The sequence below is a fragment of the Micromonospora sp. NPDC048170 genome (genome assembly GCF_040652795.1).
In the GTDB taxonomy this organism is placed as follows: domain Bacteria; phylum Actinomycetota; class Actinomycetes; order Mycobacteriales; family Micromonosporaceae; genus Micromonospora.
Genome location: NZ_JBEZMR010000012.1, coordinates 93,391 through 110,901, shown reverse-complemented (window position 1 = coordinate 110,901; position 17,511 = coordinate 93,391). Strand labels below are relative to the sequence as shown.

General features: G+C 74.6%; 13 protein-coding genes. 10 read left to right on the top strand and 3 right to left on the bottom strand.

Annotated elements, in window-relative coordinates; genetic code table 11:
• Nucleotides 1-57 precede the first annotated feature (57 nt).
• From hisI to AB0D32_RS17800, 3 genes are read left to right on the top strand one after another with little or no spacing between them, the layout of a single operon-like run.
• Complete coding sequence (gene hisI, locus AB0D32_RS17810) at nt 58-495, top strand: phosphoribosyl-AMP cyclohydrolase (RefSeq protein WP_357091072.1); 438 nt, start codon at nt 58-60, stop codon at nt 493-495.
• Nucleotides 492-2,102, top strand: a complete 1,611-nt coding sequence (locus tag AB0D32_RS17805; RefSeq protein WP_357090920.1) for an anthranilate synthase component I — start codon at nt 492-494, stop codon at nt 2,100-2,102. The genes hisI and AB0D32_RS17805 overlap by 4 nt, the downstream gene beginning before the upstream one ends.
• Nucleotides 2,099-2,728 carry a Trp biosynthesis-associated membrane protein gene (locus AB0D32_RS17800; RefSeq protein ID WP_357090917.1) on the top strand — a complete coding sequence of 210 codons (630 nt, stop codon included), beginning with the start codon at nt 2,099-2,101 and terminating at the stop codon, nt 2,726-2,728. The genes AB0D32_RS17805 and AB0D32_RS17800 overlap by 4 nt, the downstream gene beginning before the upstream one ends.
• Here AB0D32_RS17800 and AB0D32_RS17795 read toward each other — a convergent pair.
• Nucleotides 2,721-2,978 (bottom strand): hypothetical protein, encoded by a 258-nt coding sequence (locus AB0D32_RS17795; protein WP_357090915.1) that lies wholly within the window; start codon nt 2,976-2,978, stop codon nt 2,721-2,723. The genes AB0D32_RS17800 and AB0D32_RS17795 overlap by 8 nt on opposite strands.
• 429 nt (nt 2,979-3,407) lie before the next feature.
• Between AB0D32_RS17795 and trpC the strand changes: the two genes are divergently transcribed.
• The 3 genes from trpC to trpA all read left to right on the top strand — a co-directional run bounded on the left by trpC (nt 3,408) and on the right by trpA (nt 6,516).
• On the top strand, nt 3,408-4,271 hold the full coding sequence (trpC, locus tag AB0D32_RS17790) for an indole-3-glycerol phosphate synthase TrpC (RefSeq protein WP_357090913.1): 864 nt from the start codon (nt 3,408-3,410) through the stop codon (nt 4,269-4,271).
• A gap of 198 nt (nt 4,272-4,469) precedes the next feature.
• The gene (trpB, locus tag AB0D32_RS17785) at nt 4,470-5,708 is read left to right on the top strand and encodes a tryptophan synthase subunit beta (RefSeq protein ID WP_357090911.1); all 1,239 of its coding nucleotides are present in this window, start codon (nt 4,470-4,472) and stop codon (nt 5,706-5,708) included.
• A 4-nt stretch (nt 5,709-5,712) separates the two neighbouring features.
• Entirely contained in the window at nt 5,713-6,516 is an 804-nt protein-coding gene (gene trpA / locus AB0D32_RS17780; RefSeq protein ID WP_357090909.1) for a tryptophan synthase subunit alpha, read from the top strand.
• A gap of 431 nt (nt 6,517-6,947) precedes the next feature.
• On the opposite strand, the gene AB0D32_RS17775 is transcribed toward trpA, so the two are convergent.
• The gene (locus AB0D32_RS17775; protein ID WP_357090907.1) at nt 6,948-7,571 is read right to left on the bottom strand and encodes an NUDIX domain-containing protein; all 624 of its coding nucleotides are present in this window, start codon (nt 7,569-7,571) and stop codon (nt 6,948-6,950) included.
• Between the two features lie 100 nt (nt 7,572-7,671).
• Between AB0D32_RS17775 and lgt the strand changes: the two genes are divergently transcribed.
• Nucleotides 7,672-8,913, top strand: a complete 1,242-nt coding sequence (gene lgt, locus AB0D32_RS17770; RefSeq protein ID WP_357090905.1) for a prolipoprotein diacylglyceryl transferase — start codon at nt 7,672-7,674, stop codon at nt 8,911-8,913.
• A gap of 11 nt (nt 8,914-8,924) precedes the next feature.
• Nucleotides 8,925-10,112 carry an NAD(P)/FAD-dependent oxidoreductase gene (locus tag AB0D32_RS17765; RefSeq protein ID WP_357090903.1) on the top strand — a complete coding sequence of 396 codons (1,188 nt, stop codon included), beginning with the start codon at nt 8,925-8,927 and terminating at the stop codon, nt 10,110-10,112.
• 30 nt (nt 10,113-10,142) lie between these two features.
• Here AB0D32_RS17765 and AB0D32_RS17760 read toward each other — a convergent pair whose 3' ends face one another.
• Nucleotides 10,143-10,988: a GNAT family N-acetyltransferase gene (locus tag AB0D32_RS17760; protein ID WP_357090901.1), complete on the bottom strand. Its 846-nt coding sequence runs from the start codon at nt 10,986-10,988 to the stop codon at nt 10,143-10,145.
• Nucleotides 10,989-11,134: 146 nt separating this feature from the next.
• On the opposite strand from AB0D32_RS17760, the gene gltB reads away from it, so the two are divergent.
• Nucleotides 11,135-15,883: a glutamate synthase large subunit gene (gene gltB / locus AB0D32_RS17755; RefSeq protein WP_357090899.1), complete on the top strand. Its 4,749-nt coding sequence runs from the start codon at nt 11,135-11,137 to the stop codon at nt 15,881-15,883.
• Complete coding sequence (locus AB0D32_RS17750; protein ID WP_357090896.1) at nt 15,876-17,390, top strand: glutamate synthase subunit beta; 1,515 nt, start codon at nt 15,876-15,878, stop codon at nt 17,388-17,390. The genes gltB and AB0D32_RS17750 overlap by 8 nt, the downstream gene beginning before the upstream one ends.
• Nucleotides 17,391-17,511 lie beyond the last annotated feature (121 nt).

Genomic DNA, 17,511 nt, shown 5'->3' with positions numbered 1-17,511 from the left:
CGGCCCCGGCGGGAGCCGTCGCCCGTGCCCGCCCCGCGTGCGGGACAATGGGTCACTGTGCCCGTACCTGACGCGCCCGTGACCGGCGCCCACCCCAGTCCGCAGGAGCCCGCGGCCGACGGTCCCGTCCGTCCCTCCCGGCTCGATCCGGCCATCGCCGGCCGGCTGCGCCGCACCCCCGACGGCCTGGTGGCCGCCGTGGTCCGCCAGCACGACTCCGGCGAGGTGCTGATGGTCGCCTGGATGGACGACGAGGCGCTGCACCGCACCCTGACCACCGGCCGGGCCACCTACTGGTCGCGCAGCCGCCGCGAGTACTGGGTCAAGGGCGCGACCTCCGGGCACCACCAGTACGTCCGCGCGGTCGCGCTGGACTGCGACGGCGACGCGCTGCTGGTCGACGTGGAACAGGTCGGCGCGGCCTGCCACACGGGGCACCGCACCTGCTTCTTCACCGAGCTGCCGGTCGGCGGGGAAGCGGCGGGGGCCCGATGAGCGCGCAGAGCGCGGCGCTGTCCGGCCCCGCCGCCGCGAACGGCGGGAGGTCCCGCACCGACGGCACGGTCAGCCCCGACCTGGCCACCTTCACCGAACTGGCCAGCCGCTGGCGGGTCGTCCCGGTCACCCGGCGACTGCTCGCCGACGCGGAGACCCCGGTCGGTGTCTACCGCAAGCTCGCCGGTGGCCCGGGGACGTTCCTGCTGGAGTCCGCCGAGCAGGGCGTCGGCTCGGCCGGCCTGGCCTGGTCGCGGTATTCGTTCATCGGCGTACGCAGCAGCGCCACGCTGACCGAGCGGGACGGCGCCGCGGTCTGGACGGGTCAGCCGCCGGCCGGCCTGCCCACCTCCGGGGATCCGGTCCGGGTGCTGCGCGAGACCGTGCAGGCGCTCGCCGGCCCGGCGTGGGACGCGGCCAGCGGCATGCCACCGCTGACCGGGGGCATGGTCGGCTACCTGGGCTACGACCTGATCCGGCGGTTCGAGCGGCTGCCCGAGCTGACCGAGGACGACCTGGGCGTGCCCGAGCTGGGCATGATGCTCGCCGCCGACCTGGTGGTGCTGGACCACCACGAGGGCTCGGCGACCCTCGTCGCCAACGCGATCCTGCCGCCGCTGACCGAGCCGGACCGGGACGCCCTGTTCTCGGCCGCGTACCACCACGCGGTCGGCCGGCTCGACGCGATGACCACGGCGCTGTCCCGGCCGATCCCGCCGATGGTGTCGACCGTCGAGCGTCCCCCGGCGGGCGAGGTGCGCAGCCGTACGCCCGAGGGCGGCTATCCGAAGGCCGTCGAGGCGGCCAAGGAGGCGATCCGGGCCGGCGAGTGCTTCCAGATCGTGCTCGCCCAGCGGTTCGAGCGGGAGACGCACGCCGACCCCCTGGACGTCTACCGCGTGCTGCGTACGACGAACCCGAGCCCGTACATGTACCTGCTGCGCTTCGACGGCTTCGACATCGTCGGGTCCTCGCCGGAGGCGCACCTGAAGGTGACCACCGACGCCGACGGGCGGCGGCGGGCGCTGCTGCACCCGATCGCCGGCACCCGCCCGCGCGGCGGCACCCCCACCTCCGACGCCCGGCTCGCCGCGGAACTGCTCGCCGACCCCAAGGAGCGGGCCGAGCACGTGATGCTGGTCGACCTGGGCCGCAACGACCTGGGCCGGGTGTGCCGCCCGGGCACCGTGGAGGTGCCGGAGTTCGCCACCATCGAGCGCTACAGCCACGTCATGCACATCGTCTCGACCGTCGTCGGCACGCTGCGTGAGGATCGCACGGCCTTCGACGCGCTGGCCGCGACCTTCCCCGCCGGCACCCTCTCCGGCGCGCCCAAGGTGCGGGCGATGGAGATCATCGAGGAGCTGGAACCGGTCCGGCGCGGCCTCTACGGCGGCACGGTGGGCTACTTCGGCTTCGGCGGCGACCTGGACATGGCGATCGCCATCCGCACCGCGCTGATGCGCGACGGCAGGGCGTACGTGCAGGCCGGGGCGGGGGTGGTGGCCGACTCGGACCCTGCCGCCGAGGACGAGGAGACCCGGAACAAGGCCGCCGCGGTGCTCGCCGCCATCGCCGCCGCCGAGACCCTCCGGCCCGCCCGATGACGGCCGCCGAGTCGCGTGGTCAGGAACCGGGGACGGTCCCGGCGACCGACGCGGGGGAGGGCGCGCGGTCCGGCGCGGCCCGGCGCGAGCTGACGTACGCCGTGCTGCTCTGCGTGGCCGGCGCGGGCCTGGCGCTGTGGGCGTCGACCCGCACCTGGGCGGTCGAGTTGACCGCCCGGCCCACTCCGCTGCCGCCGGTACGCGACGCCCGCACGGGCGCCGGCCTGCTGCCCTGGCTGCCGGCGTTGGCGCTGGTCGGGCTGGCCGGCGGCGGCGCCGTGCTCGCCACCCGGGGCCGGGTGCGGCGGCTGCTGGGCGGGCTGCTGTGCGGGCTCGGCGCGGCGGTGGCCGCCGGCGGCGGCTACGGCCTGGTCGCGGCGTTCGACGGTGAGGTCAGCCGGCACTGGCCGGCGCTCTGCCTGCTCGGTGGGGTGCTCGCCACGGCGGGCGGGCTGCTGACGGCGTTGCGGGGCCGACACTGGCCGGAGATGGGTGCCCGCTACGAGCGGCGGGCCGCGGGCGACGGGGCGCCGGCCGCCCGGGGGGAGGACGGCCAGGTCACCGGCCGGCACACCACCCAGGCGTGGGACGCGCTGGACCGGGGCGAGGACCCGACGGTCAACTGACCGGCTGGCGCTCGCGGGCGGCGGCCCGGGCCGCCGCCAGCTCCGCCACCAGGCGGTCGAGGTCGGCCCGCTGCTCGGCCCGGGCCCGGTCGGCGCAGACCGCCTCCCAGGCGTTGCCTCGCGCGGTGCGCATCCGTGCCTCGCCCACCACCGCGCGTTCCAGGGTGTGCACCACGCCGACGGCGAGCGACGCGACGGTGCGCGAGATGGTCGTCAGTCCGATGGTCTGGTGTGGCTCGACAGTGCTCATGATCACTCGCAGAAGATCGTTGGTGCCGGTCGGGCAGGCGCGTCATCGAGTCTGCCCGAGGACGATGCTGGCTGGCTCACGTTTCGCCGTGGTGACCGACACGTCAACTCTGCTTGCGGGGCCGCCACCAGGGAAAGGGCCGTTCGGCCTTGAGGTAGGTCACAGCGGGGGGCGGGCGTCGGCGGCCGGCACCGAACGGGCGGCCGGCCGCGCCACCGGATAGGATCACGTCGATGACCTGGGTGGCGGAGGTGGGGTGGTCGGACGGTGGTCGTCGATGGGCGCGGTCGCCCAGCGTGACATCCCGTTCACCGGAGGTCGGCCATTATGCCCCAGCCCATCTCGTGAGGCACGCCATACCCCCGGCGCCTGTCGCCAGGTGGCGCCCCCTAGCATCGGCCCATGACACCCGGAGAGGGGAGTCCGTTGGTGACTGCTGAGCATGCGCACGCGGAGGGGGACGAGGCCGGTCCGGCGGCGTCCGTAGGCGTACTCGACGAGATCCTGGCCGGCGTACGTGAGGACGTCGCCCGGCGACAGGAGCAGGTTCCGCTGGAGCGGATCCGCGAACTGGCCGCCGCCGCGCCGCCACCGCTGGACGCGTACGCGGCCCTGCGCAAGCCGGGCGTCGCGGTGATCGCCGAGGTGAAGCGTTCGTCGCCGTCCAAGGGGCGGTTGGCCGAGATCGCCGACCCGGCCGACCTGGCCGGCGACTACGCCGCCGGCGGCGCGCGGGCGATCAGCGTGCTGACCGAGGGGCGCTGGTTCGGCGGCTCGCTCGACGACCTGGCCGCCGTCCGCGCCGCCGTCAACATCCCGGTGCTGCGCAAGGACTTCGTGGTCTCCAGCTACCAGGTGCACGAGGCCCGCGCGCACGGCGCCGACCTGGTGCTGCTGATCGTCGCCGCCCTGGAGCAGAACGCCCTCGTCGGCCTGCTGGAGCGGATCGAGTCGCTGGGCATGACCGCGCTGGTCGAGGTCCACGACGAGGAGGAGGCCGACCGCGCCCTGGAGGCCGGCGCCCAGGTGATCGGGGTCAACGCCCGCAACCTGCGTACCCTTGAGGTCGACCGCTCGGTGTTCGAGCGGATCGCGCCCGGCCTGCCCAGCAGCATCGTCAAGATCGCCGAGTCGGGGGTACGCGGCCCGCACGACCTCATCCGGTACGCCTCGGCGGGCGCCGACGCGGTCCTGGTCGGCGAGGGCCTGGTCACCCAGAAGAGCCCCCGCGAGGCGGTGGCCGAGCTGGTCAACGCCGGCAACCACCCGGCCACGCCCCGCCCGGTGCGCTGATCCCGCGCCGGTTCGTCAGCACCGAGAGGACGACCCCATGAGCGAGCGCAGCGAGCGAATCATCAGGTTCTGTGCGGGTGGTGCCTCATGGTGGCACGGAGCGGAGCGGAGTGCCGGCATGAGCGAGCGCAGCGAGCGAATCATCAAGCTCAGTGCGGTGTTGTCTCATGTCGGCACGGAGCGAAGCGGAGTGCGGGCATGAGCGCCGACGCGCTGGCCGCCCCGGCCGGTCCGCTGCCCGACCCGGCCGGCCACTTCGGCCGGTTCGGCGGCCGGTTCGTACCGGAAGCGCTGGTCGCCGCGCTGGACGAGCTGGACGCCGCGCACCGCACGGCGATGGCCGACGAGTCGTTCCGGGCCGAGTTCGCCGCCCTGCTGCGCGACTACGCCGGCACCCCCTCGCTGCTCTACGCGGCCGAGCGGTTCTCCGCCAAGGTGGGCGCGCGGGTGCTGCTCAAACGGGAGGACCTCAACCACACCGGGGCGCACAAGGTGCGCAACGTGCTCGGGCAGGCCCTGCTGACCAGGCGGATGGGCAAGCGTCGGGTGATCGCGGAGACCGGCGCCGGCCAGCACGGCGTCGCCACCGCCACCGCCGCGGCCCTGTTCGACCTCGACTGCGTGGTCTACATGGGCGAGGTCGACACCGAGCGGCAGGCGCTCAACGTGGCCCGGATGCGGATGCTCGGCGCCACCGTCGTCCCCGTCGCCAACGGCTCGCGCACCCTCAAGGACGCGATGAACGAGGCGATGCGCGACTGGGTCGCCAACGTCGACGACACCCACTACCTGATCGGCACCGCCGCCGGGCCGCACCCCTTCCCGGCGATGGTCCGCGACTTCGTCCGGGGCATCGGCGACGAGGCGCGCCAGCAGTGCCTCGACCTGACCGGCGGGCTGCCGGACGCCGTCACCGCCTGTGTCGGCGGCGGCTCCAACGCGCTGGGCATCTTCCACGCCTTCGTCGGCGACCCTGACGTGCGGCTCTACGGCTTCGAGGCCGGCGGCGACGGGGTGGAGACCGGCCGGCACGCGGCCAGCATCACCGGCGGCTCCGCCGGGGTGCTGCACGGCACCCGCACGTACGTCCTCCAGGACGACGACGGGCAGACCTGCGAGTCGCACTCGATCTCCGCCGGGCTGGACTACCCGGGCGTCGGGCCGGAACACGCCTGGCTGCACGACAGTGGTCGCGCGACCTACCTGCCGGTCAACGACGACGAGGCGATGGCCGCGTTCGAGCTGCTCTGCCGGACCGAGGGCGTCATCCCGGCGATCGAGAGCGCGCACGCGCTCGCCGGCACCCTCAAGATCGCCCCGAAGCTCGCCGCCGAGCTGGGCCGGGAACCGACGATCGTCGTCAACCTCTCCGGCCGGGGCGACAAGGACGTGCACACCGCCGGCGAGTACTTCGGCATCCTCGACAAGGAGCAGTGAGAACGTGAGCCGGATCGGGGTGGCCTTCGACAAGGCCCGCGCCGACGGTCGGGCCGTGCTGGTCGGCTGCATGCCGGCCGGGTTCCCGACCGTCGAGGGCAGCATCGCCGCGATGACCGCGATGGTCGAGGCCGGCGTCGACGTCATCGAGGTGGAGATCCCGTACTCCGACCCGGTGATGGACGGCCCGGTGATCCAGAAGGCCAGCGGCATCGCCCTGGCCGGCGGCGTACGCACCAGGGACACGCTGCGCGTCATCGAGGCGGTCGCGGCCGCCGGCGCGCCCGTGGTCACCATGACCTACTGGAACCCGGTGGAGCGGTACGGCGTCGACGCCTTCGCCCGGGACCTCGCCTCGGCCGGGGGCACCGGCCTGGTCACCCCGGACCTGATCCCCGAGGAGGCCGGCGAGTGGCTCGCCGCCTCGGACGCGTACGGGCTGGACCGCACCTTCCTGGTCTCGCCGTCCTCGACCGACGCGCGGCTGGCGATGACCGTCGAGCACTGCCGGGGCTTCGTCTACGCCACGGCGATCATGGGTGTCACCGGCGCCCGCGCCCGCACCTCCGACGCCGCCCCGGTCCTGGTCTCCCGGGTGCGGGAGGTCACCGACCTGCCGGTCGGCGTCGGGCTGGGCGTCGGCACGGGCGCACAGGCCGGCACCGTGGCCGCGTACGCCGACGGCGTCATCGTCGGCAGCGCCCTGATCCGCTGCCTGCTCGACGCGCCGGACGAGGCGTCCGGACTGGCCGCCCTCCGCGCGCTGAGCACGGAACTCGCCGAAGGCGTCCGCACCCCCACCCCCTGACCCACCCGCGTGCTGCCTTGCTTCGTCGCCCTTCCCTCGCTCCGCCGCGCGCCCTGCCGCCCCTGCTCTGCCGCCCCTGCTCTGCCGCCCGGCTTCGCTGCCCCGCGATCTTGCACTTTGTGCCCTCGAAATGTGGCTGATGCCCTCTTTGTCGGGGCAGAAACTGCAAGATCGCCGGGTGGGGTCGGCAGGGGCGGGTCGGCTGGGCCTGGCTGAGCCCAGCCCAGCCAGGCTGGGCAGGCTGGCCAGGCTGGGTCGAGCCGAGCTGGGTCGAGCCGAGCTGGGCTGAGCCCGAACCGAGCCGAGCTGGGCTGAGCCCGAACCGAGCCGAGCTGGGCTGAGCCCGAGCCGAACCGAGCCGAGCTGGGCTGGGCTGAGTCGAGATGGGGGCGGCCGAGGCGGTTTGGGTCAGGTGGGCCTGGTGGGGTGGGTCAGGGGTGGGTTGGCTGGTGGGTGGGTGGGGTGGTGCGCTGGCCCGGGGGGTGGCCCGTCGGTGGCGTGGTCGTGTCCGGGACGGCGTCACGCAGGACGCCGGAGTGGCCCGCCAGCGCGTCGGTGAGTGCCGACCGGGTGGTCGGGGTGAGCGCGTCGGGCAGCGCCCCGGGATCGTGCCAGGACACTCGGCATCCGCCCACCGGGTCGCCCGCCGGCCCCGGCCCCCGCGTGCGGGCCCGGAAGACGTGGACCAGGACGTCGGGCAACGGTCCGGCGCGACCGGCCGGCAGTGCCGGCGCGGCGCTACCGGTCGGCAACGCTGGTCCGGCACGACCGGCCGGCAACGCTGGTTCGGCGCGACCAACCAACAAGGCGGGGCCGGCCGGCGACCGGCCGCACAGCAGGGCGAGATGGTAGAGACCGACCAGGTCGACGATCTCGACCTCCCACCCGGTCTCGGCCCGGATGTCGCGCAGGACGGCGTGTACGGGGCTCTCCGCCGGGCGCAGCCGCCCGCCGGGTAGGGCGTAGCGCCGTTCGCCGCGGCCCTGCCGGCACAGCAGCACCCGGCCGGCGTCGTCGGTGACGACCGCGGCGACCGCCCAGGTGAGCGCGCTCATGGACAAACAGCGTACGGCGGCGCAAACCAGAAGTCACCGGGACCGGCGGACGCGGACCGGGGTGCCGCCGGAGGGGGCCACGGCGGTAGCGTGTGCATCCGTGACTCTCGCCTCGCTGACCCCCCAGGCGGCCCTGCCCAGCCCAAGCACCGCCGTCTGGCAGCTCGGACCAGTGCCGATCCGGGCGTACGCGCTGTGCATCATCATCGGCATCGTGGTGGCCTGCTGGGTCACCGAGCGGCGGCTGCGTCAGCGCGGTGTCGCCCCCGGCGCGGTTCTCGACATCGCGGTCTGGGCGGTGCCGGCCGGCATCATCGGCGCCCGCATCTACCACGTGGTCACCTCGCCCGAGAAGTATTTCGGCACCGGCGGAGACCCGCTGAAGGCGCTCGCCATCTGGGAGGGCGGTCTCGGCATCTGGGGCGCGGTGGCCGGCGGAGCCGTCGGCGCGTGGTTCGCGGCACGGCAGCTCGGCATCCCGTTCGCGGTGGTCGCCGACGCGCTGGCCCCCGGCCTGCCGCTGGCGCAGGCGATCGGCCGGCTCGGCAACTGGTTCAACAACGAGCTCTACGGCGGCCGGACCAGCCTGCCCTGGGGGCTGGAGATCCACCGGATGGACCCGGACAATCCGGGTCACGCGCTGCGCGACGACGCCGGCCAGCCGATCCTCGAACCGGGCCTCTACCACCCGACGTTCGCCTACGAGCTGCTGTGGAACCTCGGCGTGGCCGCGCTGGTGTTCGCCCTCGACCGTAAGCTGCGCCTCGGCCGGGGACGGGCGTTCGCGCTCTACGTGATGGGCTACACGGCCGGGCGGTTCTGGATCGAGCTGATGCGTACCGACGAGGCGAACACCATTCTCGGCGTACGCCTGAACGTCTGGACCGCCGGCCTGGTCTTCCTCGGCGCCCTGGCCTACTTCGTGCGGGTACGCGGGCCCCGGGAGTACCTCGTCCCGGTCGGCGCCGCCGCGACGCCGGAGACGGCCGTCGACTCCGACGTGTCGCAGGTGGACCTGTCCGCGCGGGAGGCCGGTTCCCGGCCGGCCGCACCGGAGGGCTACCGAGTGGTGAGCGAGGAGCAGTACCGGCACTGGCGGGAGACCGGCGAGACGCCGGCCGAGGAGACCACGTCCGGCGGGGCCGACGCGCCGTCGGACGGACCGGCCGGGGCGGACGCCACCACCGCGCCCGCCGGTGACGGTGCCGGACCGGCCGGGGCGGACGTCACCACCGCGCCCGCCGGTGACGGTGCCGGGCCCGCCGGGTCGGACGCCGCCGGGGAGACCACGGAGGGCCGGGCCGGGGCCACGGGCACCCGGCCCGTCGACCGCGACAGCTGAGGAGCACCCCCATGCGCAGCGCGGTCGTGGTCGGCGCCGGGATCGGCGGCCTCGCGGTCGCCGGCGCGCTGGCCCGCTCCGGCTGGCGGGTCACCCTGCTGGAGCGGGCCGACCGGGTCCGCCCCGAGCCGACCGCCATGGTGCTCTGGCCCAACGGCGTACGCGCGCTGCGCGCCCTGGGCCTCGGCGCCGGCCTGGAGGCGATCGCCACGCCGCTGCCCGACGGCGGGGTACGCCGCCCGGACGGGCACTGGTTGGTGCAGCCCCGCCCGACGCCGGCGGACCGGATGCCGGTGGTGGTGCACCGGGAGGACCTGCACGACGCGCTGATCGCCGGCCTGGGCGACGAGGTCGAGCTGCGTACGGGGGTGACCGTGCGGACGGTCCGCGCCGCGTCCGGGGAGCGCCCCTCGGTCGGCGACGGCCGGGACACGATCGAGGCGGACCTGGTCGTGGCCGCCGACGGCACCGACAGCGAGATCCGCCGGCAGCTCGCCCCGGAGGCCGGCGTGGTCAGCTCGGGCTGCGCCGCCTGGCGGGCGGTGATCCCCTGGTACCGGGCCCCGAAGCTGCCCGCCGACAGGCCTGTCGGCGGCGAGGTGCTCGGTGCCGGCTACCGCTTCGTGTCCGCCTCGCTCGGCGAGCGCGGCTCCTCCGGCGCCTCCAGCCGGGGCGGCATCTACTGGGTGGCCACCGCCGTCGGCGCGCCCCGCCCGGAATCGCCGGAGACCCAGCTCGCCCTGCTCCGTCGCTGGTACGCCGGCTGGCCCGCCCCTATCGCCGACCTGCTCGACGCCACCGACCCGCCGGACCTGGTGCAGCAGGAGATCCGCGAACTGCGGCCGTTGCCGAAGTCGTACGGCTTCCCGGCCGGCCCGGGCGGGGTGGTGCTGCTCGGCGACGCCGCGCACGCCATGCCGCCACACCTCGGCCAGGGCGCCTGCCTCGCCTTCGAGGACGCGGCCACCCTGGCCTCGCTGCTGCGGGAGTCCCGGCTGCCCGACGCGGTCGTCGCGTACGACCGGGCGCGTCGGCCCCGGGCCGCGACGGTGGTCCGGCAGACCCGCCGGATGTCGGCGGTGTTGAAGGCCCGGGGCCCGTTGGCGCTGCGCGCCCGCGACGCCGCCCTCGGCGCGCTCAGCCCCCGGCTGCTCTCGACGGCTGCCACCACGGCCGCCCAGTGGCGTCCCCCGGCCTGATGCCCGGAGGATGCTGCGGCAGCCGCGCGGTCAGGGGGTGACCGGGGCGGGTTCGGCGATGCAGGCGGTGCCCACGCGGCGGAAGCCGACCCGCAGGTAGACCCGGGCGATGTCCTCGCTGCCCGCCGAGAGGAAGACCAGGTCGGTGCCGGCGGCCAGCAGCTCGCGGGCCAGTGTGGCGGTGACGGCCGCGCCCAGGCCGTGGCGGCGGGCGGCCGGAAGGGTCGCCACCCCGGCGATCTCGGCCACGTCGCCGACCCGCATCGCCATCCCGCTGGCCAGCGCGCCCTCGGTGGGCGTCCCCGCCAGCACCGACAGCCGCCGGCCGTCGGCGACGCGGGCCCGCTCCTCGTCCACCGCGTCCTCGTCCAGCTCGGCCACCGCGGCGTCCCGCTGCGCGGGCCCGGCCTCGCCGGGTTCGGTGCCGGCCGCGGAGAACCCGACGGCGGCGACCGCCCGCCGCGTCGCCACGTCCGCCGCGAAGCCGGGATCCGCCGTGTCGAGCACCCACAGCGGTACGTCCGTGAGGGTGCCCGGGTCGGGCAGGGCAGCCGGGTCGAGCACCATCAGTGGCGCCTCCAGCACCGACAGCCCCGCCGAGCGGGCCACCGCCAGCAGGCCGGGGGTGGTCTCGTGGACCCACTCGAAGGCCTCGGGCAGGCCGAGCTCGCGCTGCCGCTCGCGTACCGCCGCGACGTCGGCCAGTGACGGCGGCTCGGTGGCGTCGATCCGGGGCCGGGCGTAGTACGGCCAACCGGCGCCGTCGCGGACGAACAGCACCAGGGCGCCGTGCTCCTCCGCCCGGGCCCCGTCGCGGGGCACCGCGTCGTAGAAAAGCTCCAACCGGTCGAACAGGTCCTTGTTCGGGTGATCCACCGCGCGAGACTACACGTCCCAGAGTCTGGAAGGTGTGATCAATCTGCCCTGGCCTTGCGCTCGGGACCCTAACGTAGACTCAATAGACCTTTGAGGGCCGACGTCGTCCCGATCGAGATCCACCCTGAGTGACGACAGGAGGCCCGGTGGCCTTTCCGTACCCTCAAAACAGCCCGCAGCAGGCCCCGCACCTCGGCCCGGGAGCGCCCGCGGCCGGGCTCTACGACCCCGCGCAGGAGCACGACGCCTGCGGTGTGGCCTTCGTGGCGGACCTGCACGGACGGCGCTCGCACACGGTCGTGGTCAACGGCCTCGACGCGCTCTGCCGGCTGGACCACCGGGGCGCCCGGGGCGCGGAACCGAACACCGGCGACGGCGCGGGCATCATGATCCAGATTCCGGACGCGTTCCTGCGCGCCGTGGTGGACTTCCCGCTGCCGCCGGCCGGCGAGTACGCCACCGGCCTGGCCTTCCTGCCCGACGACGACGCGGCCGAGGCGCAGGCCCGCCGCGTGGTGGAGAAGTACGCGCTGGTCGAAGGAGCCGACGTGCTCGGCTGGCGGGACGTGCCGGTCGACCCGAGTGGACTCGGCGAGACCGCCCTCGCGGCGCTGCCCCGGGTCCGGCAGCTCTTCCTCGCCGCGCACCGGCTCACCGACTCGCCGGCCGGGCCGGCCGGGTCGCGGCTGGGCGGCGTCGAGTTGGAGCGGGTGGCGTTCTGCGTACGCAAGCAGGCCGAGCGGGAGAGCGCCGAGCGGGGCGTGCCGGCCTACTTCCCGTCGCTGTCCGCGCGGACCATGGTCTTCAAGGGCATGCTCACCCCCGACCAGCTCCCGGTGTTCTTCCCAGAGCTGACCGACGAGCGGGTGCACAGCGCGATCGCGCTGGTGCACTCCCGGTTCTCCACCAACACGTTCCCGTCCTGGCCGCTGGCGCACCCGTACCGGCTGATCGCGCACAACGGCGAGATCAACACGATCCGGGGCAACCGCAACTGGATGCAGGCCCGCGAGGCACTGCTCCGGACCCCGCACCTCCCCGGCAACATCCGTCGGGTCTTCCCGGTCTGCACCCCGGCCGCCTCCGACTCGGCGAACTTCGACGAGGTCCTCGAACTGCTGCACCTGGCCGGGCGGAGCCTGCCGCACGCGGTGCTGATGATGATCCCCGAGGCGTGGGAGAACGACCCGGACATGGGCGCCGACAAGCGCGCCTTCTACCGCTTCCACGCGAGCCTGATGGAGCCGTGGGACGGGCCGGCCTCGGTCGCCTTCACCGACGGCGAGGTCGTCGGCGCCGTGCTGGACCGCAACGGGCTGCGCCCGGGACGCTGGTGGCGTACGCACGACGGGCTCGTGGTGCTCGGCAGCGAGGCGGGCGTGCTCGACCTCGACCCGGCCCGGGTGGTCGCCAAGGGCCGCCTCCAGCCGGGGAAGATGTTCCTGGTCGACACCGTCGCCGGCCGGATCGTGCACGACGAGGAGATCAAGGCGGAGCTGGCGGCGGAGCAGCCGTACGCCGACTGGCTGCACGCCGGCCTGATCGAGCTGACCGAGCTGCCCCCGCGCGAGCACATCGTCTACACCCACGACTCGGTACGCCGCCGCCAGCAGGCCTTCGGCTACACCGAGGAGGAGCTGAAGATCCTGCTCGCGCCGATGGCGCGCACCGGCGCCGAGCCGCTCGGCTCGATGGGCACCGACACCCCGATCGCCCCGCTCTCCACCCGGCCCCGGCTGCTCTACGACTACTTCCACCAGCTCTTCGCCCAGGTCACGAACCCGCCGCTGGACGCCATCCGCGAGGAGTTGGTGACCAGCCTGGCGTCGACCATCGGGCCGGAGGGCAACCTGCTCGACCCGGGCCCGGCGAGCTGCCGGCAGATCGTGCTGCCGTACCCGGTGATCGACAACGACGAGCTGGCGAAGATCCTCTCCATCGACGAGGACGGCAACCTGCCCGGCTTCAAGGCGGTGCGGGTCTCCGGGCTCTACCGGATCCGGGAGGGCGGCGCCGGGATCAAGGCCCGGCTGACGGAGATCTGCCGGCACGTCTCCGAGGCCATCGAGGACGGCGTACGCATCCTGGTGCTGTCGGACCGGGACTCCAACGCCGACCTCGCCCCGATCCCGTCGCTGCTGCTCACCGCCGCCGTGCACCAGCACCTGGTGCGCGAGCAGACCCGCACCCAGGTGGCGCTGGTCGTCGAGTCGGGCGACTGCCGCGAGGTGCACCACGCGGCGGTGCTGGTCGGCTACGGCGCGGCGGCGGTCAACCCGTACCTGGCGTTCGAGTCGGTGGAGGACATGATCTCCACCGGAGCGCTGTCCGGGGTGGAGCCGGCCACGGCGGTACGCAACTACGTCAGGGGCCTCGGCAAGGGCGTCCTGAAGATCATGTCGAAGATGGGCATCTCGACGGTGTCGTCGTACTGCGGGGCGCAGGTCTTCGAGGCCGTCGGGCTGGACGCCCGGCTGGTCCACCGCTACTTCCGGGGCACCCCGAGCAAGATCGGCGGGATCGGGCTGGACGGCATCCACGCCGAGGTCGCCGCCCGGCACGCCGTGGCCTGGCCGCCGCCCGGAACCGAGCCCACCGGCCGGCTCGAGGTGGGCGGCGAGTACCAGTGGCGCCGCGAGGGCGAGCTGCACCTGTTCAACCCGGAGACGGTCTTCCTGCTCCAGCACGCCACCCGCAGCCGCCAGTACGACGTCTTCCGCCGGTACACGGCCAAGGTCGACGAGCTGGCCGCCCGGGCGGGCTCGCTGCGCGGGCTGTTCACCCTGCGCACCGGCGTCCGGCCCCCGGTGCCGATCGAGGAGGTCGAGCCGGCCACCGAGATCGTCAAGCGGTTCGCCACCGGCGCCATGTCGTACGGGTCGATCTCGGCGGAGGCGCACGAGACCCTGGCGATCGCGATGAACCGGCTCGGCGGCAAGTCCAACACCGGCGAGGGCGGCGAGGACGTCGAGCGGCTGCACGACCCGGCCCGCCGTTCCGCCGTGAAGCAGATCGCCAGCGGCCGGTTCGGGGTGACCAGCGAATACCTGGTCAACGCCGACGACCTCCAGATCAAGATGGCGCAGGGGGCCAAGCCCGGCGAGGGCGGGCAGCTGCCCGGCAACAAGGTCTGGCCGTGGATCGCCCGTACCCGGCACGCCACCCCCGGCGTCGGCCTGATCTCTCCGCCGCCGCACCACGACATCTACTCCATCGAGGACCTCGCACAGCTCGTGCACGACCTGAAGTGCGTCAACCCGTCGGCACGGGTGCACGTCAAGCTGGTCAGCGAGGTCGGCGTCGGCACCGTGGCCGCGGGTGTGGCCAAGCTCAAGGCCGACGTCATCCTGATCTCGGGCCACGACGGCGGCACCGGCGCCTCCCCGCTCAACTCGCTCAAGCACGCCGGCACCCCCTGGGAGCTGGGGCTGGCCGAGGCGCAGCAGACGCTGCTGCTCAACAAGCTCCGCGATCGGGTCACCGTGCAGGTCGACGGGCAGCTCAAGACCGGCCGGGACGTGCTGGTCGCGGCCCTGCTCGGCGCCGAGGAGTTCGGCTTCGCCACCGCGCCGCTGATCGTCGAGGGCTGCGTGATGATGCGGGTCTGCCACCTCGACACCTGCCCGGTCGGCATCGCCACCCAGAATCCGGTGCTGCGGGAACGCTTCACCGGCCGGCCGGAGTTCGTGGAGAACTTCTTCCTGTTCCTCGCCGAGGAGGTCCGCGGCTACCTGGCCGAGCTGGGCCTCCGGTCGATCGAGGAGGCCATCGGGCAGACGGAGCTGCTCGACGTCGCCCCGGCGATCGCGCACTGGAAGGCCGGCGGGCTGGACCTGACCCCCGTACTGCACCTGCCGGAGCTGCCGGCCGGGGCCGCCCGCCGGGGCGTCCGCGCCCAGGACCACGGCCTGGAACTGGCGCTGGACAACGAGCTGATCGACCTGGCCGGGCCGGCGCTGCGCGACCGTACGCCCGTGCGGGTGGAGGTGGCGGTGCGCAACGAGCACCGCAGCGTCGGCGCGATGCTCGGCGGCGAGGTGACCCGCCGCTTCGGCGGGGCCGGCCTGCCCACCGACACGATCGAGTTCACGCTGCGCGGCACCGCCGGGCAGTCGTTCGGCGCGTTCCTCCCGCGCGGGGTCACCCTGCGCCTGCACGGTGACGCCAACGACTACGTGGGCAAGGGCCTCTCCGGTGGCCGGCTCGTCGTGCGGCCGGACGCCGCCGCCCCGTTCCTCGACGGCGACGCCGCGCCGGGGCAGCGGGCCGAAGACCAGACCATCGCCGGGAACACCATCCTCTACGGGGCCACGGCGGGCGAGCTGTTCCTGCGCGGCCGGGTGGGGGAGCGGTTCGCGGTACGCAACTCCGGCGCGGTGGCCGTCGTCGAGGGCGTCGGCGACCACGGCTGCGAGTACATGACCGGCGGGACCGTGGTGGTGCTGGGTCCGACCGGCCGCAACTTCGCCGCCGGCATGTCCGGGGGTACCGCGTTCGTGCACCGGCTGGACCGCCGCCGGGTGAACGCGGAACTGGTCGACCTGGCCCCGCTGTCCGAGGAGGAGCAGACGGCGCTGCACGAGCTGGTGCAGCGGCACTTCGCCGAGACCGACTCGGCGGTCGCCGAGGGGCTGCTCAAGCGCTGGCCGGAGGCGGTAACGGAGTTCACCGCCGTGGTGCCCCGGGACTACCGCCGGGTGCTGGAGATCATGCGGGCCGCCGAAGCCGCCGGCCGCGACGTCGACGACGCGGTGATGAGCGCACTGGCGCCCGCCGCCCCAACAGTTCGGCCGGCGCCTTCCGCTGCGCCGCCCGCGCGGTCGGCGTCGTCCGATTCGTCCGTGCCGACCATGCCCGCCCCGCGGGTGACGGTCCAGGAGGTGGCTCGTGCCTGACCCGAACGGTTTCCTGCGCTACGACCGGCGGCTGCCCGCGCGCCGCCCCGTGCCGGTGCGGATCAGCGACTGGCGGGAGGTGTACCCGCCGGCCGGCGAGGAACTGGTCCGCGAGCAGGCGACCCGCTGCATGGACTGCGGCATCCCGTTCTGCCACAGCGACGCCGGTTGCCCGCTCGGCAACCGGATTCCGGACTGGAACGACCTGGTCCGCACCGGCAACTGGGACGCCGCGGTCGAGTCGCTGCACGCCACCAACAACTTCCCCGAGTTCACCGGCCGGCTCTGCCCGGCGCCCTGCGAGGCGGCCTGCGTTCTCGGTATCGGTGGCGGCGAGCCCGTCACCATCAAGCAGGTCGAGGTGGAGATCGCCGGCGCGGCCGTCGCGCGGGGCGGGCTGTCGCCGCGCCCGGTGCCGCCGCCGACCGGCCGGTCGGTCGCCGTGGTCGGCTCCGGCCCCGCCGGCCTCGCCGCCGCGCAGCAACTCGCCCGCGCCGGTCACGCCGTCACGGTGTACGAGCGCGACGACGCGATCGGCGGCCTCCTGCGGTACGGCATCCCCGACTTCAAGCTGGAGAAGGCGCACATCGACCGGCGACTGGCCCAGCTCTCCGCCGAGGGCGTGCGCTTCCGCACCGGGGTGAACGTCGGCGTGGACGTCACCGCCGAGCAGTTGCGTGCCGAGCACGACGCCGTGCTGCTCGCCTGCGGCGCGTTGCAGGGCCGGGACACCCCGGGGACGCCGGGTCGCGGGCTGCGTGGCGTACACCAGGCGATGGACCATCTCGTCGCGGCCAACCGGGTGGTCGCGGCGGCGGCGGGCGGCCGGCCCGACCCGGCGGTACTGCCCGACGGCACCCCGATCGACGCGGCCGGGAAGCACATCGTGATCATCGGTGGCGGCGACACGGCGGCCGACTGCCTGGGCGTGGCGCACCGCCAGGGCGCGGCCGGCGTACACCAGCTGGACCTCTACCCGCAGCCGCCGACGGCCCGGGACGAGGCCCGGGACCCGTGGCCGACCTGGCCGTGGCTGCTGCGTAGCTACGCGGCGCACGAGGAAGGCGGCGAGCGGGTCTTCGCCGTCGCGGTGCAGGAGTTCGTCGACGACGGCACCGGCCAGGTGCGGGCGGTGCGGATCGCCGAGGTGACCGTGGAGAAGCGGGACGGGCGCCGCATCGTCACCCCGCTGCCGGGCTCGGAACGGGAGCTACCGGCCGACCTGGTGCTGCTGGCGATCGGCTTCGAGGGCACCGAGGAGCAGCCGCTGCTCGACCAGTTCGGGGTCGCCCGCAACGCGCGCGGCGCGGTCGACGCCCGACCCGACTGGCAGACCGACGCCGACGGCGTCTTCGTCGCCGGCGACATGCACCGGGGCGCCTCGCTGATCGTCTGGGCGATCGCCGAGGGCCGGGCCGCGGCCGCCGCCATCCACGCCCACCTGGGCGGGACGGGCACGCTGCCCGCCCCGGTGGACCCGGCCCGCCAGCCCCTGGCTGTGCGCTAGCCGGCGGCCTTGGCTGTGTGGTGGCCGGCGCTCCTGGCCGTGCGCTAGCCGGCCGGCACCGCCGCAAAGCGGTCCGGCCGGCTACCAGCCGCAGGACGGCCCCCGGCCCGGCCGGCACCGG